This window comes from Allobosea sp. NPDC055353 (genome assembly GCF_053644975.1).
Map to the genome: position 1 here is coordinate 2,266,549 of NZ_JBSHMC010000001.1, position 21,795 is coordinate 2,288,343.

Here is a 21,795-nt window from a genome sequence, read left to right on the forward strand (position 1 = left end):
CTCTTCCCGGGTGCCTTGGCCGTCAGGCTCGCCGGCTTGCGCTGCGCCGACGACATGTTAAATGTACCGGATAGTTCATTTGGTCAAGCGCAATGTACCGCCTTGTCCATTTCAATGCCCGCGATCCGGCTTTCAGCTGGCTTCCGACGAGGGAAACATGAGCAAGGCAGCGACGGCGCCGAAGCCAGCGGGACGCAAGCCGGCCTCCTGGACGCAGGACCCGGAAGGCGTTCGCCGCAACATCCTGGCGGTGGCGAAGGAGGAATTCGTCGAGAACGGCCTGAGCGGTGCGCGCGTCGACGAGATCGCGGCCCGGACCGCGACCAGCAAGCGGATGATCTACTATTATTTCGGGGACAAGGAGGGGCTCTACCGCGCCGTCCTCGAGGAGATGTACGAACGCATCCGCGGCTTCGAGCGCAGCCTCGACCTCGCCAGCCTGCCACCGGTCGAGGCGATGACGCTGCTGGCGGGCTTCACCTTCGACTACCACGCCGAGAACCCGGATTTCGTGCGACTCGTCATGGTCGAGAACATCCACCATGGCCGCCATCTCGCGACCTCGGACCGGATCGCGTCGCTCAACCTCTCGGCCATCGACATGATCCGCGAGGCCTATGAGCGCGGCGTGGCAGCCGGGCTGTTCAGGCCGGGGATCGAGGCGCTCGATATCCACCTGACGATCAGCGCGCTCGCCTTCTACAATGTCTCCAACCGCGCGAGCATCCGCCAGGTCTTCGGCCACGACATGGGCGCGCCCGAAGCGCTGGCCCGTCGCCGCGCCGCCGCGATCGACACGGTTCTGCGCATGCTGCGCGCCTGAAGCCTTCCCGGGGCGGGCAGGCGAGGGCATCCCGTCAGCTCCGCGCCGCGACGAGGCCGGCCATCGCCTGGATGGCGAGCTCATAGCCGGCGGCGCCCATCCCGATGATGATGCCGGTCGCGGTCCGCGAGACCAGCGAGTTGTGATAGATGCTCTCGCGCGCATGCACATTCGAGATGTGCAGCTCGATCTTCGGGCCGTCGAACATCTTGAGCGCATCGAGCAGCGCGACCGAGGTGAAGGTGTAGCCGGCCGGGTTGATGATGATCCCGCAGGCCTCTAGCCGCGCCTGCTGCACGCTCTCGACCAGTTCGCCCTCGAAATTGGTCTGGCGGAAATCCACCGAAAACCCGAGCGAACCCGATTTCGCCTCGCAGCGCTCCCTGATCTCGGCCAGCGTGGTCGAGCCGTAGATATGTGGCTCGCGCTGCCCGAGCAGGTTCAGGTTGGGGCCGTTCAGGATGTAGAGGCGGCGCAATACGGCCGTGCCTCCCGCCGAGGCGCGGGCCGGCCCTTCCTTCTCCGACATGACGTTCTCCCAGGGCGAGGTTCTCTGACCTCGCTCGCATTTCCTGAGGGAAGCGTGATACAAGACGAAACAGAGATCAACTGATAATTTATCAATCATCAGTTGATTTATGAGATTGCTGTTCCCGCTTGTACGCCGCGGTGGCGGCTGGCAGGAAAGCGGCGAGACGAGGCGGAGCATCATGACGGACGCGGCATTCGATCTCGGCGGCGATGACATCCCGGCTCTGTCGACCGGCGAGCAGGCCTATGAACGCATCCGGCACGACATCGTGTTCGGCGTGCTCCAGCCCGGGCAGCGCCTGCCGCTCGACCGATTGAAATCAGTCTACGGCGTCGGCATCAGCACGTTGCGCGAGATCCTGAACCGGCTCGCGCCGCAGGGGCTCGTGGTCGCTGAAGGCCAGCGCGGCTTTCAGGTCTCGCCCTGCTCGGTGACGGATCTGAAGGAACTGGCGGATCTGCGCCTGCTGATCGAGAGCAATGCCCTGGCGCAGTCCTTCCAGGCCGGCGACGTCGAGTGGGAGGGGCGCGTCGTCGCCGCCCATCACAAGCTCGCGCGGATGGAGCAGCGCTTGCTCGCCGGCGACGAGTCGGGCACGCAAGCCTGGAAGCGCTACGATTTCGAATTCCACCAGGCGCTGGTCTCGGCTTGCGGCTCCAGGGCGCTGCTCGATCTCCATGCCGGCATCTATGACCGCTATCTGCGCTATCAGATGGTCTTCTTCGTCTTCTGGGGGCCGACCTCGACCGAGGATCACAAGGCCCTGCTCGATTGCGCCCTGCGCCGCGACGCAGCCGAGGCTCAGCGACTGCTGCACGGCCATATCCATGGCTGCATCGATATGGCGCTGGAGCGCGGCCTGGTCGACTGAAACGGCCGGCCGAGAGTTGCCGCCTCAGGCGCTGCAGAGCCGCCCGGGCGCTGTCGCCAGAGCCTGGGGAGGTGCCTCACTCGACAGGAAAACGCGCCTCCATCAGCGCGAGCGCTTCCAGCAAGGGCTCGGCATGGAGGCCGAGTGCGGCGAGAATGGACGCCTCGAAAGCCAGCGCGCGCGGCACGATCTCGCGATAGGCGTGCAGCCCGGGCGGCGTCAGGGACAGGCTTTCCTCGCGCCTGTCCTGCGCGTTCTCGCGCCGGACCAGCCAGCGCCGCTCCTCCAGCGCCCGCACGGCCCGGCTGACCTTGGTCTTGTGCATCGAGGAATGCTTGCCGATGGCCTTCGCCGTGATCGTCCCGAACTGGGCGAGGGTGGCCAGCACCCGCCATTCCGGCACGGACAGGCCGTGATGCGGACCGTAGACCGCCCGGAACTGCTGCGAGACCGCCGAGCTCAGGCGGTTCAGGCGATAGGGCAGGAAGTGCTCGAGCGCGAGTTTCGACATGCCTTGTTAGTTACAAAATCGACAGTTACCAAAGCAACCATCTTGAGCGAAGGCCGTCGCGAGGAGAGGGCGCCCCATGACCGTTCAGAACCCGGGCGATGCCGCAGGCTCAAAGGCCCGGAGCGCGATCCAGGCGGGCTACATGTCCGGCTTCGGCAACGGCTTCGAGACCGAGGCGCTGCCGGGTGCTCTGCCGCTCGGGCGCAACTCGCCCCAGAAATGCGCTTACGGTCTCTATGCCGAGCAGCTCTCCGGCTCGCCCTTCACCGCGCCGCGCACCACCAACGAGCGCTCCTGGCTCTATCGCATCCGCCCGACCGTGGCGCATTGGAACGCATTCCGGAAGGTCGATGCCGGGTTCTGGCGCACCGCGCCGGCCCGCGAGGTCGACATGCCGATCGCGCCCTTGCGCTGGAGCCCGATCCCGATCCCGTCGGAGCCGATCTCTTTCGTCGAAGGCATCCACAGTATGACCACTGCGGGCGACGCCGGCAGCCAAGGCGGCATGGGGGCGCATGTCTACCTGATCACGCGCTCGATGGTGGATGCGTATTTCTACAATGCCGATGGCGAGATGCTGTTCGTGCCGCAGCAGGGGGCGCTACGGCTCTGGACCGAGTTCGGCATCATCGATATCGAGCCCGGCGAAATCGCCGTGATCCCGCGCGGCGTCAAGATCCGCGTCGAGCTGAGGGCCGGGCCGGCGAGGGGCTATATCTGCGAGAACTATGGCGGCGCCTTCACCTTGCCGGAGCGCGGGCCGATCGGCGCCAACTGCCTCGCCAATCCGCGCGATTTCCTGACGCCGGTCGCGGCCTACGAGGATCGCGACGCGCCCTCCAAGATGTATGTGAAATGGGGCGGCAATCTCTGGGCCGCCGATATCGAACATTCGCCGCTCGACGTTGTCGCCTGGCATGGCAACTACGCGCCGTACAAGTATGATCTCAGGCGCTTTTCGCCGGTCGGGCCGGTCCTCTACGACCATGCCGATCCGTCGATCTTCACGGTGCTGACCTCGCCCTCGGAGACGCCCGGCACTGCCAATATCGACTTCGTCATCTTCTCGGATCGCTGGCTGGTGGCCGAGAACACCTTCCGGCCGCCCTGGTACCATATGAACGTGATGAGCGAGTTCATGGGCCTGGTCTACGGCGTCTACGATGCCAAGACCGGCGGCGGCTTCGTGCCGGGCGGCATCTCGCTGCACAACTCCATGCTGCCGCACGGGCCGGACATGGATGCCTTCGAAAAGGCGAGCAATGTCGAATTGAAGCCGCACAAGCTCGAGGGCACACTGGCTTTCATGTTCGAGACGCGCTTTCCGCAGCAGGTCACGGCCTTCGCCGCCGGCTCGGATGCGCTCCAGCGCGACTATGGCGGCTACGGCCACAAGCTGACCAAGCACTTCGATCCGAACAGGCCTTGAGCGTAGGCGACGCCTGGAGACATAGGCGTCATCCTGGACAAGCTGAGGAGAGGGCCGAAATCCGCCCAGCTCTGATTCGCATAAGGTATATTATGGAACTTATCTGAATGCGAATGCAGCCCGGAACGCCTGCATGTCAGGCCGGAACCGAAACCGTCATGCCGTCGAACGCCACCTCTGCAATGCCAGCCAAGCGCTTGCTCAGGCTGGCATAATCCAGGTCGACATGGAGATTGGTCAGGATCGCGCGGCGCGGCTTCAGACGCTCGATCGCCTCGAGCGACTGCGCCAGATGGAAATGGCTCGGATGCGGCGTCTCGCGCAGGCAGTCGAGGATCAGCACGTCGAGATCGGCCATGGCCTCCATCGCGGCCGGTGGGATCAGATTGACGTCGGGCAGATAAGCGAGATCGCCGAAGCGGAAGCCGAGCGCCTCATAGTTCGGCCCGTGCTCGACCCGGAACGGCAATGCCGCGATCGGCCCACCGGCGCCGTCGATGGTCTGCAGCCGGCCGGCGCTGATCTCGTCGAGATCGAGGATCGGCGGATAATAGCTGCCGGGCGGCGTCTCGAAGAGATAACCGAAGCGCGAATGCAGCGAGGCTTGCGTCGTCTTGTCGGCATGGACCCGGATGCGCTGGCGCATATGCAGGACGAGCGCGCGCAGGTCGTCGATGCCGTGGGTATGGTCGGCATGGTCATGCGTCATCAGCACGCCGTCCAGCGCCGGCACCTGCGCTGACAGGAGCTGCTCACGCAGATCCGGCGAGGTATCGACCAGGACTCGCGTCGTACCGTCCGGACCCGTGCGCTCGACCAGGACCGAGCAGCGACGGCGCCGGTTCTTCGGTTCGTTGGGATCGCAGGCGCCCCAGCCGGAGCCCGGTCGCGGCACGCCGCCGGACGATCCGCAGCCGAGAATGGTGACGGTGAGCGTCATGGCGCCGGGTCAGGCCACCTGCGCGACCGGCGCGGCGTGGTCCATCTTCCAGTAACAGCGCCGCGCGTTCTCCGTGGTGATCTTGGCGATCTCGTCGAAGGACACGCCAATCGTCTCGCCGAGAACCTTCGCCGTTTCAACGACATAAGCCGGCTGGTTGCGCTTGCCCCTGAACGGAACGGGTGCGAGATAGGGTGCATCCGTCTCGACCAGCAGATGCTCGCGCGGGACCATCCGGGCGATCCGGCGCAGGTTCTCCGAGGTCTTGAAGGTCAGGATGCCCGAGAACGAGACGTAGAGCCCGAGCTCGACGCCGGTCATCGCCAGCGCTTCGCCGGCCGTGAAGCAGTGCAGGATGGCGGGGAAGGCGCCCTTCCCCGTCTCCTCGCGCAGGATCGCGATCATGTCGTCATCGGCTTCGCGCGAATGGATGACGAGCGGTAGCTGCGTGATCCGCGCCGCGGCGATATGCGTGCGCAACCCCTGGGCCTGCGCCGCGCGCGGGCTCGAATCGTAGTGATAGTCGAGCCCGGCCTCGCCGATGGCGACGCAGCGCGGATGGCGCGACAGTTCCACGAGGCGCTCGGCCGTGACGTCGAGTTCCTCATGGGCATTGTGCGGATGCGTGCCGACCGAGAACCAGACCGACGGAAAGCGCTCCGCCAGCGCGGCGTACTCGGCATAGCGCGCGACCCGCGTCGAGATCGTCACCATCCGGCCGACGCCGGCTTCTTCCGCCCGCGCGACATAGGCCGGCAAGTCCTCGGCGAAGTCCGGGAAGTCGAGATGGCAATGCGTATCGATGACCATCACGCCGCCTGGCCGTCCTCGGGTTCGACATAACGCGGGAAGATCGCGCTCGGCGCCGGCAGGGCGGTACCGCTGACGAGACGATGCTCCGCACCGAGCGCCACGAAGCTGCGGGCCTCGGGTGCGACGCCGAGCAGGTCGAGCAGCTTGCCTGCAGCCACCGGCATCACCGGCTGCACCAGGATCGCGACCTCACGCAGCACCTCGATCGTGACATAGAGGATGGTGTCACGGCGGGCCGGATCGGTCTTGGTCAGGCGCCAGGGCTCGTTATTGGCGAAATAGCGGTTCGCCTCGGCAATGACGGCCCAGAGATCGGCCAGCACGGTGTGAAGGGCGAAATCCTTCATCGCCTCGCGCGCCTTCGCGAGCGCCGCATCGGCCATGGCGAGCATGGCTTCGTCGGCCTCGTTCAGCGTCCCGCGCGGCGGCACCCTACCCTCGCAGTTCTTCGCGATCATCGACAGCGAGCGCTGCGCAAGATTGCCAAGATCATTGGCGAGATCGGCATTGATCCGCCCGACGATGGCGTCGTGGCTGTAATTACCGTCCTGGCCGAAGGAGACCTCGCGCAGGAAGAAATAGCGCAACTGGTCGACGCCATAGGCCTCGGCGAGGGCGAACGGATCGACCACGTTGCCGAGCGACTTCGACATCTTCGTGCCCTTGTTCAGCAAGAAACCGTGGCCGAAGACGCGCTTCGGCAACGGCAACCCCGCCGACATCAGGAAGGCCGGCCAATAGACCGCGTGGAAGCGCACGATGTCCTTGCCGATGATATGGACATCGGCCGGCCAGTAATGCGCGCGCGGGTTCGCCGGATCGGGGAAGCCCGTCCCGGTGACATAGTTGTTGAGCGCGTCGACCCAGACATACATGACGTGCTTCGGGTCGCCCGGCACGGGCAGGCCCCAGTCGAAGGTCGTGCGGCTGATCGAGAGATCCTCGAGCCCGCCCTTCACGAAGGAGACGACCTCGTTCCTGCGCGTCTCCGGCGAGATGAAGTCCGGCACGTCCTCGTAGAGCTTCAGGAGGCGATCCTGATAGGACTTGAGCCGGAAGAAATAGCTTTCCTCCTCGACCCACTCGACCGGAGTCCCCTGCCCGCCCAGGCGCGTGCCGTCGGGCTGGAGGGTGGTCTCCTCCTCGCCGTAGAAGGCTTCGTCGCGGACCGAGTACCAGCCGGCATATTTGGCGAGATAGATGTCGCCATTGGCCTCCATCCGCCGCCAGAGTTCCTGGGTCGAGGGCAGGTGGTCGGCATCGGTGGTGCGGATGAACCGGTCGAAGGAACAGCCGAGACGCTGCTCCATCTCCTCGAAGCGTGCCGCGATCTTGTCGACGAATTCCTTCGGCGAGAGGCCGTTCTGGGCCGCCGTGCGCTGCACCTTCTGGCCGTGCTCGTCGGTGCCGGTCATGGCGAAGACGTCATAGCCGTCGAGCCGCTTGAAGCGCGCGATCGCGTCCGACGCCACCATCTCATAGGCGTGGCCGATATGCGGCGGGCCATTGGTGTAATGGATCGCGGTCGTCAGATAGAATTTCGGGGCCGTGGCCATCGTCTGTCCGAAAGCTTCGCTTCACGCTGCGCGCGAGCGGGACACCGCAGACGACAGATCATGAAACAGGGTCATCACCAGCGGGCGGCGGTCGAGATTATAGGTCTCGACCTCGCGCGCCTGCTGGCCAAGCTTTTCCCATACCTCCGCCAGCGGTGCAAGGCGCGCCGGTTGCGCCGCAGCATGCGCGTGGAGGTGGTCGGAAATCCAGCCCTGTATGGTCTCGATCATTACCGCGAAATCGCGCTCGCCCGCCTTGCCGGCGACATCCTCGGCCAGCGCCATCAGGGCGGCGAGGTCGATCTGCGGGAGGGCGTCGAGCCGCGCCCTCACCGCCTCGACCAGCGCCAGCGTCTCGGGATCGACATAGGTCAGCGCACGCCGCACCGAGCCTTCGGACAGGCTCGCAGCGCGGCGCAGGGCCGAGCTGTCGAAGGGCATTTCCATGCGCTCCAGCGCGAGCCGGCCGGCCTCCGCGACATCAGCTTCGGTCAGCGGATCGAAGCTCAGCAGCCGGCAGCGCGAGCGGATCGTCGGCAGCATCCGTCCCGGCGCATGGGCGACAATCAGGAACAGCGCCCGTGGCGGCGGCTCCTCCAGCAGCTTGAGCAGGGCGTTGGCGGCCGAACGCTCCATGTCCTCGGCCGAGTCGACGATGCAGACGCGCCAGCCGCCCTCGGCCGCGCTCGACCCGAAACGATCGATCACGCGCCTGATGGAATCGACGGGAATGTTACTCGTGTAGCCTTTGCCGTCCGGCTTCGGAATACGGCGCAGCACATGCAGGTCCGGATGCGATCGCGCCATCACCCGCCGCGTCGCCGCATCGTTTTCCGGCATGGCGAGATCGGTGCTGTTTGCCGCCCTCGCCTGCGGATCGCCCGTTGCGAGCAGGAAGCGCGCGGCGCGATAGGCGAAGCTCGCCTTGCCGATGCCCTCCGGCCCGCCGAGCAGCCAGGCATGATGCATCCGGCCGGAGGCCAGCGCATCGAGGAAGGTCCGTTCGCGCGCGGCATGGCCGACGAGCGCCAGCGTCTCGCGCGGATGCGGCGCGTTTGGCAGCCGGTCGGGTTCGTCGCTGGTCGCTAGCATCAGGTGTCCGGGTCTATGGCATCGGACCGAAAAGTGGATTCCACTTTTCGGACAAATCCGATGCGATAACAATATGATAGATCATCGTTATCGCGTCCGATAGGACGCGCGATGATCTAGGGGCAGGCGCTCGCGCAGGATATGCCACGCAGCTTCCGCAAGCGCCTTGGGAGGCAGCGCCGCATCGAGCACGGCGCAGCGCCGCGGCTCGGCGCTTGCAATGTCGAGATAGGCTTGGCGCAGATTGCGATGGAAGGCCAGCGTCTCGCCTTCGAAGCGGTCGATCGCCTCGCCCGGCCGGCGGCGCTTGGCGGCACGGGCCAATCCGATCTCGGGATCGAGGTCGAGGATCAATGTAAGCTCAGGCATCAGACCCGAGATCGTCACGACCTCCAGCTCGGCCAGCACGGCCTGGTCGAGCTTGCCGAGCACGCCCTGATAGACCCGCGTCGAATCGATGAAGCGGTCGCAGATCACCCATTCGCCGCGTTCCAGCGCCGGGCGGATCAGGCTGTCGATATGGTCGATCCGCGCGGCCGAGAACATCAGCGCCTCGGCGAACGGGCCATAGTCGCGCGCCTGCCCCGCGAGGATCACCTCGCGGATCGCTTCGGCCTTCGGCGAGCCGCCGGGCTCGCGCGTCGTCCGCGCTGTGAGGCCGGTCGCGTCGAGGCGTTCGCTCAGCGCGCGCGCCAGCGTCGACTTGCCGGCGCCCTCCCCGCCTTCGAGCGTGATGAAATGTCCCTTGCCCATGACGGCCTGCTCAGCTCCGGCTCAGCGCCTTGCGAACCCAGCCGGTCGTGGCCTCGAACAACGCATCCAGCGCCCGGCTCTGCAAGGTGCCGGCCTGCACGCTCTCGGCCGCGTAGAGCGGAATGTCCAGCGTCTTGATGTCGCCGCGCGTCACCACGAGCCGCGCCACCTCCGCCCCCTCCTGAACGGGAACCGTGAGCGGGCCGCGATAGATGATCCGGGCCGCGAGCCGCTCCGTGCCGCCCCGCGGCAACAGCAGGCTGACCGCGCCCTTGCTCCGAAGCGCGACCCGGCCTTTCGCGCCGCCATAGACACTGGCCTCGCCCACCGTCTCGCCAGCGGCGAAGATCTCGCGCCGCTCGAAAGCCCGAAAGCCCCATTCGAGCAGCTTGCGGGCCTCCGTCGCCCGGTCGCGCCCGGTCTTCAGGCCGTTGACCACCACGATCAGGCGCTGGCCGTTCTGCACGGCGGAGCCGACGAGGCCGAAGCCGGATTCATCGATATTGCCGGTCTTCAGCCCGTCCGCGCCGATATCCATCGCCAGCAGCGGGTTGCGGTTCTGCTGGCGGATCTTGTTCCAGGTGAATTCGCGCTGGCCGAATATCCTGTAGAGCTCGGGGTAGGTCTTGATGATGTGGTCGGCGAGCAGCGCGAGCTCGCGCGCCGTCACCCGCTGCTGCGGATCGGGCATGCCGGTGGCATTGCGGAAGACGGATTTCGTCAGGCCGAGCCCCCTCACCCGCTCGGTCATGATCCGGGCGAAGGTCGCCTCGTCGCCGGCAATGGCCTCCGCCAGAGCGATCGAGGCATCGTTGCCGGACTGGACGATGATGCCCTGCAGGATGTCGGAGAGCTTGATCCGGCTGTTGATGATGGCGAACATCGCCGAGCCGCCGGACGGAGCGCCGCCCTTGCGCCAGGCATTTTCGGAGATGCCGATCTCGCTGTCGAGCGAGAGCCGGCCGGCACTGAGATCCTGGAAGGCGACGAGCACCGTCGCGAGCTTGGCCATGCTCGCCGGCACCATCAACTCGTCGGCCGCCTTCTCGTAGAGCACCGCCCCGGTATCCGAATCGAGCAGGACGGCGAAGGGCGCCTGCGACTGGAAATTCTGGGCCAGGGCGGCAGGGCCTGACGAGAGCAATCCCAGGGTCAGAACAAGGCCGGCAGCGAACCGGCTGGCCACCCGGAGCGACGCGGCAATCCCTGGCTGACGGCAAAAGGCGCTCATGCCTCGATGTGAAGCAGAGCGCCCGCCATCAGGTCAAGCTGGAGATCAGTTCCGCGCGAGCGGCTGCAGGGTCTGCGGCGCGAGCCGGTTGAGCGGATGGGTCTTGGCGAGGCGCTCGCCCGCGCTCTTTTCCGGCGCTGCGAACAGGCTCGCCACACTGGCTCGCGTCGGCGGCAAGGTGGTGCGCAGGGCTGCCGGAACCACGACGGGCCTTGCCGCGTTGGCAATGGTGTCGAGATCGAACGGCCGGCTGGGCGGAAGCGGCGCGGCGCGCAGAGGCGCTTCGTCGACCGGCGTGGAGACGGCCGAGGCCAGGGTCGCGACGACGGGCGTCGAGGGCGTGATCGTCCGCGGCTGCGGCGGAGCGTAGGCCTGCACGACGGGCGGCAGGGCGGCAGGAGCCGGCTCCGGCTCGACTGCCGGCTGCGCGTCGAGATCGACGCTGCGGGTGCGCGTGGTGGCGACCGGATCGGCGCTCGCGACCATCGTCGGCGCGCTGGTGCCCGGGATCGGCGCGGGCGAACCATCGGTGCGCAGCGTCGCCAGGAGAAGCTTGTCGTCGGAGCCGGCGAGCGAGGCCTGGCCCAGATATTCCATCTTGATCCGCGCCGTGCCGAGATGGCGGAAAGCGAGCGCGTCGGCAGTCTTCTGGGAAACGTCCATCATCCGGCCGCCATGAAAGGGGCCGCGATCATTGACGCGCACGATGATCGAGCGATTGTTCATCAGATTGGTGACGCGGGCATAGGCCGGCAGCGGCATGGTCGGATGCGCGGCCGAGACGCTGAAACGGTCATAGACCTCGCCATTGGCGGTGCGACGGCCATGGAACGCCTCGCCATACCAGGAGGCGGTACCGACCTGCGAATAACCCACCGGTTTCTGGAAGGGCGTGTAGCGCTTGCCGGCGACCGAATAGGCCTTGCCGACGAGCTGCCGGCCGCCGCCTTTCGGCACTTCCTCGCCTTCGGCGACCACGCGCGGACTGGCCGTACCGTATTTCGCGTGCGAGAAGGCGCCGATCTCCTTGGAACGGCGCCCGGCCGTCTGATTGCCGGCGCAGTTCGCGGCGAACAGACCGGCGAGGATGACACATCCGACGCGGGCAACAGTGGGAGCGGAAGAGAACGCCGGCATCGACCTGGACATCGTGGAGGCGGTCTCCTCGGTCGAAAAACGAGCGTCTCGTGTCATACCGCCAGTTCCGCTTTCTGCGCCAAAAACAAGTCTGCCGACTCGCCGCCATAGGCGGAAGAGCCGAGTCTTCGGCCAATTCCATTAAGGGATCGTTAAGTCGCTAAAATCCGCTGGAAAGCGGACCGCTAACAGGCCATCCCTGCGCCGTCGGGCGGCCACAGAAGTGTTCGAAAAGTGTCGTATGTCAACCCGAGGCGATCGCGGGCATCATTTTTCTGTGCAGCGTGGCCGACAGAACACGCTCCGGAGCCAGTCCGGATCTCAAATGGAAGCAAGCGGTCAGACGACCGGTAGCCCGCATCCCCTACCTTCCGGGGGCGTCGTCCCTCGAATCATTCACCCCCATCTTCCACTTGCAAATCCTCTCACCGGGCGGCATTGAACGGCCGCACGGAAGGGTGGCCGAGTGGTTTAAGGCAGCGGTCTTGAAAACCGCCGTGGGTGCAAGCCCACCGTGGGTTCGAATCCCACCCCTTCCGCCAGCACGCCGCCAGGCCAACGGCTTCGTTCCAGGCGCTCGCGACGCGAGAGAAACCCTGCAAGCTGCCAAACCATGATCGCCCGCTCCGCCATGGCGGGCGCGGCCTCTTCATGCGGATGCCTAATTCAGGGCGACGATCAGGAACGTCGACAAGATCACCGCCGACAGGGCGAAGACCGAAAACAGGATGGCCTGGAATAGGCCGGAGCCGAATGTGGCGCCGGCAATCGCCGCGGTCACTCCGGCAAGAATCAGAACGGCCAATATCGCTTTGTTTCGCGTTGCTTCGGACAGAGTCATGATGTGCCCCCTTTGGTCGAGGCAGATGTAGCGGCCCGGCCGGAAGCGTCTTTGCGCTGGAGCAAGGACAGAGATGATCTTCGAACGGTCGTCGAGGGCGCTCGGTGCAGCGATCGCGCATCGGAACACCCGTCCCGAGGCGGACTCGATGCCGCGTGGGCGAATAGGACTGCGCCCCGCGAGGCGAAATGCGCTAGCCTCGCCTTTCTCTGGATCGACCGGGCAGGACGACATTGAACAGCCGTCAGATCGAAGTCTTCGCCGCAGTCATGAAAGCGGGAACCGTCTCGCGGGCGGCAGAGATTCTCGGCGTCACCCAGCCCGGCGTCAGTCGCCTGATCGCCGAACTCGAACGATCGCTGGGTTTCGCCTTGTTCGACCGGGTGCGCAATCGCGTCGTGCCGACGCCGGAAGGGCGCACCTTCTTTGCGGAGGTCGAGGCCAATTTCCGCGGCATGGACCGGCTGCGCGCGAGCGCCGCCCGCATCCGCGACTATGGGGCGGGGCAATTGCGCGTCGCCACGCTGTCGGCGCTGAGCTCCTCGATCATCCCGGGCGCCGTGCGGCGCTTCCGCACGCTGCGGCCGGACGCGACCGTCACGCTGATGGTGCTGCCGTCGCGCGACGTCCGGGACGGCGTCGCCGCCGGCATCTTCGATATCGGCCTCGCCGCCGATGAGATCGACGTGACCGGGGTCGTCCACCAGGCCTTCGTCCAGCCGCGTGCGCTCTGCGCCATCCCGCTCGGCCATCCCCTCGCCGAGCGCGAGACGATCGGCCCGCATGATCTCTCCGGCGTCGATTTCGTCGCCTATGTCCCGGAGGATCGCGCCCGGCAACGCTTCGACATGATCCTGTCCGAGGCCGGCGCCGCGCCGCCCCGCGTCGTGGTCGAGACGATCTACGCCGCGACCGTCTGCGCGCTGGTGGCGGAGGGGGTCGGCGTGGGGCTGGTCAGCCCCTATGCCATCGCAGGCCATGACCAGAGCCAACTCGTGCTGCGGCCGTTCGAGCCGCCCGTGCAGAGCCGCAGCTTCCTGATCCTGCCGCCGGACCGGCCGAAATCCGAGCTCGTGCGCGACTTCATCGGCTGCCTCATGGAAGCGCGCTGAGATCATAACAGCCCGGCATCGAGCCATGCCTCAACACAAATTGTAAGGCGGCCCTCCCCGGCTATCCTTCCCGGGAAACGCGCCTGAGACGCGATTGCGAGGGACAATGATGAATTCGACCATGAAGCGGGCTGCCGGGCCTGCTGGCGATGATGCGCGCGCCGAAGCGCCGCCTCCCGACGTGAACGCACCAGGTTCTTCCTCAGCCCGTTCCTCCACTGCGCAGCCCCATCGTTCCCGACCGGAGATCGCCATGACCGCCACCTCGCGCCGCCATCTTCCCCTGCTCCTCGCCGGTGCGCTCACGGTTCTTGCGGGCTTCGCGGGGCCGGGCGCGTCGCAGGCTCAGGCCCAAACCTCCGAATGGGCCGGCAAGAAGCTCGTCGTCGGCATCCATAACCGCACGCCCTGGGCCTATCGCGACAAGGACAGCAAGGTCGTCGGCATCCATCCGGACGTCATCCGCGCCGTCTTCGCCCCGCTCGGCGTCAAGGATTTCGAGTTCGTGGTCTCCGATTTCGGGGCGATGATCCCGGGCCTGCTCGCCGGGCGCTTCGACATCATCGCCTCCGGCGTCGCCATCACCCCGCCGCGCTGCGAGCAGGTGCTGTTCAGCGAGCCGGACGTCGCAGTGGGCGACAGCCTGCTGGTCAAGAAGGGCAACCCGCTCAAGCTGCATTCCTATGAGGATATCGCGAAGAACCCGAAGGTGCGCCTCGCCGGCGGCCGCGGTTCCGAGAACACCAAGAACGCCATCGCCGCCGGCGTGCCGGAATCGCAGATTTCGCTGTTCCCGAACAACGAAGCCGCCGTCAGCGCGATCCTCGCCGATCGTGCCGATGTCACGACCCTGTCGGTCCCCAGCGCGATCGGCGTGATCGACGAGCAGAAGGTCGAGGGCATCGAGCGCGCCGTGCCGTTCAAGGGCCTGATCAAGCCGAACGGCCAGCCGGCCAAGCTCTATACCGGAACGGTCTTCCCCAAGGGCAGCGCCAAGCTCCGCGACGCCTATAATGCCGAGCTCGCCAAGCTGCGTGCCAGCGGCGGCCTCAAGCCGATCATGGAGAAATACAACTTCACCGCCGACGAGGATGCCGGCCAGGTCACGACGGCGCAGATCTGCGCCGGCAACGGCTGAGCGGCGCAGGCGGCGCCATGAGCTTTCTTGAAGTCCTCTCGGGCATCTTCCAGGGGCTGAACGTCACGCTGACGGTGACGGTGCTCGGCATGCTCTATGCCGTGCCCTTCGCCTTCGCCGCCGGCATCGCCCAGCACAGCTGGCGCGGTCTCGCCTATGGCGCGATCACGGCGGTGATCGAGTTCTGGCGTTCGACCTCGGTCGTCATCCTGCTCTACGGCTTCTACTATACGCTGCCCTCCTTCGGCCTGCGGCTCTCGGGGATCACGGTCGGCTCGATGGTGCTCGGCCTGCATATCGGCGCCTATGGCAGCCAGGCCGTACGCGGCGCCTTGCAGTCGCTCGACAAGGGCCAGAGCGAGGCCGGACGCTCGCTCGGCCTGCGCGGCTGGCAGATCCTGATGCTGATCGAGCTGCCGCAGGCGCTGCTCGCGATGGTGCCGACCTTCATCAACCAGTTCATCCAGCTGGTGAAGGGCACGGCGCTGGTCTCGCTGGTGACGCTGACCGACATGACCTTCCGCGCCAAGGAGATCTCGCAGCTCTTCTACGATCCGCCGAAGGTCTATTTCGCGCTGCTCGTGGCCTATTTCATCCTGTGCTACCCCGCGACGATCATCGGCCGCTGGGTCGAGCGCAAGGTCGGCGCCGGACGAAAGCTCGACCATGCTGTTTGACGCGGGCTTTGCCCTCTCGCTCGTGCCGAAGATCGCCGGCGCGCTCTGGACCTCGATCCTGGTCGCGCTGCTGAGCTGCATCGGTGCATCCCTGCTCGGCTTCGGCCTCGAGATCGCGCGGCGCAGCAACCGCGTGATGCGCTATGCGATGCGCTTCCTGATCGACTTCATCCGCTCGACGCCGCTGCTCGTGCAGCTCTACTTCTTCTACTTCGTGCTGCCGTCCTACGGCATCAAGTTGCCGGCGCTGGCCATCGGCGTCATCGCGATCAGCATCTATTACAGCGGCTATCTCGCCGAGGTCTTCAAGGCCGGCATCGACGGCGTGAAACCCGGCCAGTTCGAAGCAGCGCGCGCACTCGGCCTGAAGCGCTTGCAGACCGTCATCCTGGTGATCGCACCGCAGATGCTGCGCAATATCGCAGCCCCGATGGGCAACTACTTCATCGGCATCTTCAAATCGACGCCCTACCTCGCCGCCATCGCCGTCTACGAAGCCTTCGGCGCGGCGCTCGACATCGCCTCCGACACCTTCCGCTACACCGAACCGATGGTGGTCGTCGGCGCGATCTTCCTGGCCATCGCCCTCGTGCTCGCCTGGCTCGTCAGGCGGCTGGAGGAGCACCTGCTGCTCTCCGCGAAACGCTGATTCCTGCAGACGGACCGATCATGGATACGACACTTCTTCCGCGGCTGACCGAGTGGCGCCGCCATCTCCACGCTCATCCTGAACTCTCGGAGCAGGAGACGCAGACCTCGGCCTTCCTCCAGGACCGCCTGCGCGAACTCGGCATTCCCTTCGAGGCCGGTATTGGCGGCGCCGGCATCGTGGCGACGCTGTCGCGGCCGGGCTCCAACCGCTCGGTCGGCCTGCGCGGCGACATCGACGCGCTGCCGATCGCGGAGCGCAACGACGTACCCTATGCCTCGCAGAATCCGGGCGCGATGCATGCCTGCGGCCATGACGGCCACGCGGTCGCCCTGCTGGGCGCGGCCGCGATGCTCGCAGCCGATCCCGACTGGAAAGGCACGATCCAGTTCATCTTCCAGCCGGCGGAGGAGAACGGCGCCGGCGCCAAGGCGATGATCGCCGACGGACTGTTCGAGCGCTTCCCGATGGAGCGCGTCTTCGCCTTCCATAACTGGCCGGGGCTCGAGGCCGGCACCGTAGCCGTCCATGACGGGCCGGTGATGGCGGCGGGCGGGCGCTGGCAGGTGACGCTGCACGGGCTCGCCGGCCACGCCGCGATCCCGCACCAGACACGCGACCCGATCCTGGCTTCGGCGCATCTGATCATGGGTCTTCACACCATCATCTCGCGCAATGTCGATCCCTGCGACGCCGTCGTGCTCTCGATCGGCCAGATCCAAGGGGGCGTCGTCAGCAACCAGATCCCGGAAAGCGTCACGCTCGTCGGCACGTTGCGGACCTATCGGCAGGAGGTGCGCGAGGCCGTCATCAAGCGCATGGAAAGCCTGATCGCCGGCACCTGCGAAGCCTACGGCATGCGCGCCGATGTCGAGATTCTCTCGACCGGCCGGTCGATCATCAACACCCCGGCCGAGGTGAAGCTCGCGGTCGCCGCCGGCGAGGCGATCGGCGCCAAAGTCCGCACCGACCTTCGCCCCAGCACTACCGGCGACGATTTTTCCTTCCTGATCCAGGACAAGCTCGGCGCCTATGTCTGGATCGGCAACGGCCCGGCGGGACCGGATGGCGAGCTTCACAACGCCCGCTACGACTTCAACGACGCCATCCTGCCCACGGCGATCGACTGGATGCATGAGGTCGCCAGGCGCGCGCTGCAGGATGACGCCCCAACCCCATAACATCCCGGCATCATACGATGCCCTGAGGCCGATTGCGGCCTGTTTTCAAAGCTTTGAGTATCAGCCCGACAAGGGAAGCCGACCATGCACGACCAGACACTTTGCGTTCATCACCCGGCCGTCAACGAGGAGGGTTATGCCTCGCTCGCCGTGCCGACGCACCGCGCCTCGACCATCGTCTATCCGGACGGCGCGAGCTTCATGGCCCGTAGATATCGCGGCTTCGACGGCTATACCTATGGCCTGCACGGCACCCCGACGACCCGTACGCTGGAAGCGCAGTTGACGGCCTTGCACGACGGCGTGCGCACCGTGCTCGTGCCATCCGGGCAGGCGGCCGTGACCACCGTCATGCTCTCCGTGCTGATGCCTGGCGACAAGGTGCTGATTCCCGATCACGCCTATCCGCCGGTCCGCAGCTTCTGCACCGAGTATCTGGCCCCGCGCGGCATCGCCCACGGCTTCTACGATCCCCTGATCGGAGCGGGCATCGCCGAGCTCATCGACGAAACCGTCAAGCTGGTCTGGGTCGAGTCGCCCGGCTCCAATACGATGGAGGTGCAGGACGTGCCCGCTATCGTGGCGGCCACCAAGGCGAAGGGCGCCCTCGTCGGCTGCGACAATACCTGGGCGACGCCGCTGATCTTCAAGCCGCTGGTGCACGGCGCCGATTTCGCCTGTGAGGCGCTGACCAAATATGTCGGCGGCCATTCCGACCTCCTGCTCGGCTCGGTCACCGTCAAGGACATCGCGCTGCGCCAGAAGATGAAGGAGATCCTGCGCGGCTTCGGCATCGGCGTCTCGCCGGACGAATGCCAGCTCGCGCTGCGCGGCATCGAGACCATGGGCCTGCGGGTCGCCCATATGGGCAAGGTCTCCGAGGATTTCGCGAGCCGTCTCGTCGATCATCCCATGGTCGAGCGCGTACTGCATCCGGCCCTGCCCTCCTGCCCGGGCCATGCCGTCTGGAAGCGCGACATGGGGCGCTCCTCGGGCCTGTTCAGCCTCGTGCTGAAGCCCGTCGACGACGACGCCATGAGCGCCGCGCTGAGCGCGTTGCGCGTCTTCGCGATCGGCGCCTCCTGGGGCGGCACCCGCAGCCTTGTCGCCCCCCAGGCGATCGCGCAGGACCGAAGCGCGACGGCCTGGACCGCGAAAGGCCCATTGCTGCGCATCAGCATCGGGCTTGAGGACCCGGACGAGCTCTGGGCCGACCTGAGCCGCCTGCTCTCGGTGCTCGGACAGGCCACCACGATCAGGGCCGCCTGATCGCGAGCCGCACCTAGACCGAGACGACAAAGACACGGCGCGAGGCTCCCGCCGTGAAGGGAGAATTTTGCCCGCAGACAGCTTCTCGACCACAAAAACGAAGGGGACATACCATGAAGACGGTTCTGACCGGACTGGGCGCCCTCGCGGCCGCCTGTCTCGCCATGGCACCTGCCAACGCGGACACGCTCAAGACCATCCGCGAACGCGGCAAGATCATCTGCGGCACCAGCACCGGCGTCGCCGGCTTTTCCACCCAGGATGCCAATGGCCGCTGGCAGGGCTTCGATATCGACATCTGCCGCGCGCTGGCCATTGCGATCTTCGACGACAGCGAGAAGGCATCCTTCGTTCCCCTGACCTCGAAGGATCGGCTGATCGCCCTGCAAGCCGGCGAGGTCGACGTGCTGCCGCGCACGACGACATGGACACTGGCGCGCAACACCGGCCAGGGCGTCACTTTCACCGGCGTGAACTATTACGACGGCCAGGGCTTCATGGTGCCGAAAAAGCTCGGCGTCACCAGCGCGAGCAAGCTCGACGGCGCCTCGATCTGTGTCGCACAGGGCACGACGAGCGAGCTCAATCTCGCCGACTACTTCCGCCGGACGAAGATGAAATACGAGGTCGCGGCCTTCGGTACGGCGGAGGATGCCCTGAAAGCCTATGAATCCGGGCGCTGCGACGCCTATACGACCGACGTATCGGCGCTTTCGGCCAATCTGCTCAAGTTCCGCGACCCGAGCGAGCATCTCGTGCTGCCCGAGGTCATCTCGAAGGAGCCGCTCGGTCCCTGGGTGCGCAGCGGCGACGATACCTGGTTCAACCTCGTGCGCTGGACCTTGTACGTCCTGATCAATGCCGAGGAGCTCGGCGTGACCAGGGCCAACGTCAAGGAACTGGCGGAAACCTCGACCAATCCTGAAATCCGTCGCTTCCTCGGCAAGGACGGGAAATACGGCGAAGGCCTCGGCGTGACCAATGACTGGGCGGTGCGCATCGTGGCTGCGATCGGCAATTACGGCGAAAGCTTCGAGCGCAATCTCGGCATGAGCTCGCCCATGAAGCTCCAGCGCGGCCCCAATGCGCTCTGGACGGAAGGCGGCCTGCAGTATTCGCCCCCGTTCCGCTGAGGGCGTTCCGGCAGTCCTTGCCGGGCTTCAGCCTGCCCGCAGCCACGTGCTCGCGGGCAGCGTACCGAGCCGCTGCCACCCGGCTCCAGCACCTCATCCGCACCCACCAGATCGAACGGCGATACGCTTTGCCGGCATTGCCGGCATGCTCGGTCCATTCGACGACTGGACGACCGGGCCCGGCCATGCATTGCTGGCGCGCCAACGAAAACACGGCACTCAATGCCGGGGCGCCATTTTGCTGAAAAGGTGGAGGGAATCCCATGAAGGAAGAGGAAATTCGCGGCCTGGTCGCGGGTGTGAAGGACGGTTCGCTGTCGCGACGATCCTTCATCCAGAGAATGGCGGCAGTCGGCATCACGGCGCCGATCGCGACCCAGATCCTCGCCTGGAACGATGTCGCGATGGCGGACGCCACGGTCAAGTACAAGCCGACCAAGGCCGGCGGCGGCGGCGCCCTCAAGATCCTGCTCTGGCAGGCTCCCACCCTGCTCAATCCGCATTTCGCCGCGGGCACCAAGGACCAGATCGCCTGCCGCGTGTTCTACGAGCCGCTCGCCGGCTGGGACAAGGAAGGCAACCTCTTCCCGCAGCTCGCCGCCGAGATCCCGAGCAAGGCCAATGGCGGCCTGTCCGCCGACGGCAAGACCGTGACCTGGAAGCTGAAGCAGGGCGTGAAATGGCATGACGGCAAACCGTTCACAGCCGACGACGTCGTCTTCAACTGGGAATACGCCGCCGATCCGGCGACCGCCGCCTACACCACGGGCTCCTACAAGGACATCAAGGTCGAGAAGGTCGACACCCATACCATCAAGGTGATCTTCAAGGAGCCGACGCCATTCTGGGCCGATCCCTTCGTCGGCGTGGTCGGGATGATGGTCCCGAAGCATCTCTTTGCCGAATACAAGGGCGCCAAGTCGCGCGAAGCCCCGGCCAATCTCAAGCCCGTCGGCACCGGCCCCTACAAGTTCGTCGAGTTCAAACCGGGCGACATCCTGACCGGCGAGCGCAATACCGACTACCACGTCAAGAACCAGCCGCAATTCGATACGATCGAGGCCAAGGGCGGCGGCGATGCGGTCTCGGCGGCGCGCGCCGTCCTGCAGACCGGCGAATACGATTATGCCTGGAACCTGCAGGTCGAGGACGAGGTCCTCAAGCGCATGGAGACCGGCGGACGCGGCAAGGTGGTCGCGGTTCCGGCGGGCGACGTGGAGTTCATCACGCTGAACACGACCGATCCGTGGACCGAGGTCGACGGCGAGCGTTCCAGCGCCAAGACCAAGCACCCGACGCTGAGCGATCCCAAGGTGCGCGCCGCGCTGAACCTGCTGATCGACCGCGATTCGATCGAGAAGTTCATCTATGGCCGCGGCGGCACCGCCACGGCGAGCTTCGTCAACGAGCCCAAGCAGTTCAAGTCGACCAAGCTCAAATACGAGTTCAGCATCGACAAGGCCAACAAGATCCTCGACGAGGCCGGCTGGAAGAAGGGCGCCGACGGCATCCGCGAAAAGGACGGCAAGAAGCTCAAATACGTCTTCCAGACCTCGATCAACGCCCCGCGCCAGAAGACCCAGGCCATCATCAAGCAGGCCTGCCAGCGCGCCGGCATCGAGCTCGAGCTGAAGTCGGTCACGGCCTCGGTCTATTTCTCGTCGGATGTGGCCAACCCCGACACCTACACCAAGCTCTATGTCGACATGGAGATGTATACCCAGACGCAGCCGCAGCCCGATCCGGAGCGCTTCCTCAACCAGTGCGTCTCCTGGGAAATCGCCAGCAAGGAGAACAAGTGGCTGGGCCGCAACGTCTCGCGCTATACCGACCCCGAGGCCGACAAGGCCTACAAGGCGGCGCAGACCGAACTCGACCCGGCCAAGCGGGCCGCCCTCCTGATCAAGGTCAACGAGATCTTCTGCGAGGCCAACGTGCTTCTGCCGATCATCTCGCGCACCGTCGTCGGCGCCGCCGCCAACAACCTGACGGCGGATATTTCGGGCTGGGAGGTGACCACCTGGAACCTCGCCGCCTGGTATCGCAGCTGAGCCTTGCCTGCTGCCCGGAGGCCGGAGCTTCTCCGGCCTTCCGTTCCAACCATGCC

21 protein-coding genes and 1 tRNA gene are annotated in these 21,795 nt (G+C 66.0%); 12 read left to right on the plus strand and 10 right to left on the minus strand.

The genetic code is table 11. The features are described 5' to 3' along the window. The first annotated feature begins 157 nt into the window (after positions 1 to 157). Positions 158 to 823: a TetR/AcrR family transcriptional regulator gene (locus tag ACWIEX_RS10460; protein ID WP_454032973.1), complete on the plus strand. Its 666-nt coding sequence runs from the start codon at positions 158 to 160 to the stop codon at positions 821 to 823. A 34-nt stretch (positions 824 to 857) separates the two neighbouring features. Here ACWIEX_RS10460 and ACWIEX_RS10465 read toward each other — a convergent pair whose 3' ends face one another. After that, complete coding sequence (locus ACWIEX_RS10465) at positions 858 to 1,352, minus strand: type II 3-dehydroquinate dehydratase (protein WP_454032974.1); 495 nt, start codon at positions 1,350 to 1,352, stop codon at positions 858 to 860. A 181-nt stretch (positions 1,353 to 1,533) separates the two neighbouring features. Between ACWIEX_RS10465 and ACWIEX_RS10470 the strand changes: the two genes are divergently transcribed. After that, the gene (locus ACWIEX_RS10470; protein ID WP_454032975.1) at positions 1,534 to 2,226 is read left to right on the plus strand and encodes a GntR family transcriptional regulator; all 693 of its coding nucleotides are present in this window, start codon (positions 1,534 to 1,536) and stop codon (positions 2,224 to 2,226) included. Between the two features lie 76 nt (positions 2,227 to 2,302). On the opposite strand, the gene ACWIEX_RS10475 is transcribed toward ACWIEX_RS10470, so the two are convergent. Continuing rightward, a complete protein-coding gene (locus ACWIEX_RS10475) occupies positions 2,303 to 2,737 on the minus strand; it encodes a MarR family winged helix-turn-helix transcriptional regulator (protein ID WP_454032976.1) in 435 nt (144 codons plus the stop codon). A gap of 76 nt (positions 2,738 to 2,813) precedes the next feature. Here ACWIEX_RS10475 and hmgA point away from each other — a divergent pair, with 76 nt between their 5' ends. Further along, positions 2,814 to 4,166 carry a homogentisate 1,2-dioxygenase gene (hmgA, locus tag ACWIEX_RS10480; RefSeq protein WP_454032977.1) on the plus strand — a complete coding sequence of 451 codons (1,353 nt, stop codon included), beginning with the start codon at positions 2,814 to 2,816 and terminating at the stop codon, positions 4,164 to 4,166. 136 nt (positions 4,167 to 4,302) lie between these two features. Here hmgA and ACWIEX_RS10485 read toward each other — a convergent pair whose 3' ends face one another. The 7 genes from ACWIEX_RS10485 to ACWIEX_RS10515 form a co-directional block, all read right to left on the minus strand. Further along, positions 4,303 to 5,106, minus strand: coding sequence for an MBL fold metallo-hydrolase (locus ACWIEX_RS10485; protein ID WP_454032978.1), 804 nt, complete (start codon positions 5,104 to 5,106; stop codon positions 4,303 to 4,305). A 9-nt stretch (positions 5,107 to 5,115) separates the two neighbouring features. Further along, positions 5,116 to 5,916 carry a TatD family hydrolase gene (locus tag ACWIEX_RS10490; protein WP_454032979.1) on the minus strand — a complete coding sequence of 267 codons (801 nt, stop codon included), beginning with the start codon at positions 5,914 to 5,916 and terminating at the stop codon, positions 5,116 to 5,118. Beyond that, complete coding sequence (metG, locus tag ACWIEX_RS10495; RefSeq protein ID WP_454032980.1) at positions 5,916 to 7,475, minus strand: methionine--tRNA ligase; 1,560 nt, start codon at positions 7,473 to 7,475, stop codon at positions 5,916 to 5,918. The genes ACWIEX_RS10490 and metG overlap by 1 nt, the downstream gene beginning before the upstream one ends. A 21-nt stretch (positions 7,476 to 7,496) precedes the next feature. Continuing rightward, a complete protein-coding gene (locus ACWIEX_RS10500) occupies positions 7,497 to 8,567 on the minus strand; it encodes a DNA polymerase III subunit delta' (protein WP_454032981.1) in 1,071 nt (356 codons plus the stop codon). 87 nt (positions 8,568 to 8,654) lie between these two features. Beyond that, positions 8,655 to 9,320 carry a dTMP kinase gene (gene tmk, locus ACWIEX_RS10505; protein WP_454032982.1) on the minus strand — a complete coding sequence of 222 codons (666 nt, stop codon included), beginning with the start codon at positions 9,318 to 9,320 and terminating at the stop codon, positions 8,655 to 8,657. Positions 9,321 to 9,330: 10 nt separating this feature from the next. Further along, positions 9,331 to 10,551, minus strand: a complete 1,221-nt coding sequence (locus tag ACWIEX_RS10510; protein WP_454032983.1) for a D-alanyl-D-alanine carboxypeptidase family protein — start codon at positions 10,549 to 10,551, stop codon at positions 9,331 to 9,333. A 45-nt stretch (positions 10,552 to 10,596) separates the two neighbouring features. Next, complete coding sequence (locus tag ACWIEX_RS10515) at positions 10,597 to 11,700, minus strand: septal ring lytic transglycosylase RlpA family protein (protein ID WP_454032984.1); 1,104 nt, start codon at positions 11,698 to 11,700, stop codon at positions 10,597 to 10,599. A gap of 440 nt (positions 11,701 to 12,140) precedes the next feature. Here ACWIEX_RS10515 and ACWIEX_RS10520 point away from each other — a divergent pair. After that, positions 12,141 to 12,230 (plus strand) — tRNA-Ser (locus tag ACWIEX_RS10520). Between the two features lie 119 nt (positions 12,231 to 12,349). Here ACWIEX_RS10520 and ACWIEX_RS10525 read toward each other — a convergent pair. Continuing rightward, complete coding sequence (locus ACWIEX_RS10525; RefSeq protein WP_454032985.1) at positions 12,350 to 12,529, minus strand: hypothetical protein; 180 nt, start codon at positions 12,527 to 12,529, stop codon at positions 12,350 to 12,352. A gap of 233 nt (positions 12,530 to 12,762) precedes the next feature. Between ACWIEX_RS10525 and ACWIEX_RS10530 the strand changes: the two genes are divergently transcribed. The 8 genes from ACWIEX_RS10530 to ACWIEX_RS10565 all read left to right on the plus strand — a co-directional run bounded on the left by ACWIEX_RS10530 (position 12,763) and on the right by ACWIEX_RS10565 (position 21,739). Continuing rightward, positions 12,763 to 13,641, plus strand: a complete 879-nt coding sequence (locus ACWIEX_RS10530) for a LysR substrate-binding domain-containing protein (protein WP_454032986.1) — start codon at positions 12,763 to 12,765, stop codon at positions 13,639 to 13,641. Positions 13,642 to 13,894: 253 nt separating this feature from the next. Then, positions 13,895 to 14,779, plus strand: a complete 885-nt coding sequence (ehuB, locus tag ACWIEX_RS10535; RefSeq protein ID WP_454032987.1) for an ectoine/hydroxyectoine ABC transporter substrate-binding protein EhuB — start codon at positions 13,895 to 13,897, stop codon at positions 14,777 to 14,779. Positions 14,780 to 14,796: 17 nt separating this feature from the next. Further along, positions 14,797 to 15,456 carry an amino acid ABC transporter permease gene (locus tag ACWIEX_RS10540; RefSeq protein WP_454032988.1) on the plus strand — a complete coding sequence of 220 codons (660 nt, stop codon included), beginning with the start codon at positions 14,797 to 14,799 and terminating at the stop codon, positions 15,454 to 15,456. Continuing rightward, entirely contained in the window at positions 15,446 to 16,105 is a 660-nt protein-coding gene (ehuD, locus tag ACWIEX_RS10545; RefSeq protein WP_061967850.1) for an ectoine/hydroxyectoine ABC transporter permease subunit EhuD, read from the plus strand. Before ACWIEX_RS10540 ends, ehuD begins: the two co-directional genes overlap by 11 nt. Positions 16,106 to 16,125: 20 nt before the next feature. Next, positions 16,126 to 17,286, plus strand: coding sequence for an amidohydrolase (locus ACWIEX_RS10550; RefSeq protein WP_454032989.1), 1,161 nt, complete (start codon positions 16,126 to 16,128; stop codon positions 17,284 to 17,286). An 84-nt stretch (positions 17,287 to 17,370) separates the two neighbouring features. Beyond that, positions 17,371 to 18,555 (plus strand): trans-sulfuration enzyme family protein, encoded by a 1,185-nt coding sequence (locus ACWIEX_RS10555; RefSeq protein ID WP_454032990.1) that lies wholly within the window; start codon positions 17,371 to 17,373, stop codon positions 18,553 to 18,555. A 113-nt stretch (positions 18,556 to 18,668) separates the two neighbouring features. Continuing rightward, positions 18,669 to 19,688, plus strand: coding sequence for an amino acid ABC transporter substrate-binding protein (locus ACWIEX_RS10560; RefSeq protein ID WP_454032991.1), 1,020 nt, complete (start codon positions 18,669 to 18,671; stop codon positions 19,686 to 19,688). 263 nt (positions 19,689 to 19,951) lie between these two features. Next, entirely contained in the window at positions 19,952 to 21,739 is a 1,788-nt protein-coding gene (locus tag ACWIEX_RS10565; RefSeq protein WP_454032992.1) for a peptide ABC transporter substrate-binding protein, read from the plus strand. Positions 21,740 to 21,795 lie beyond the last annotated feature (56 nt).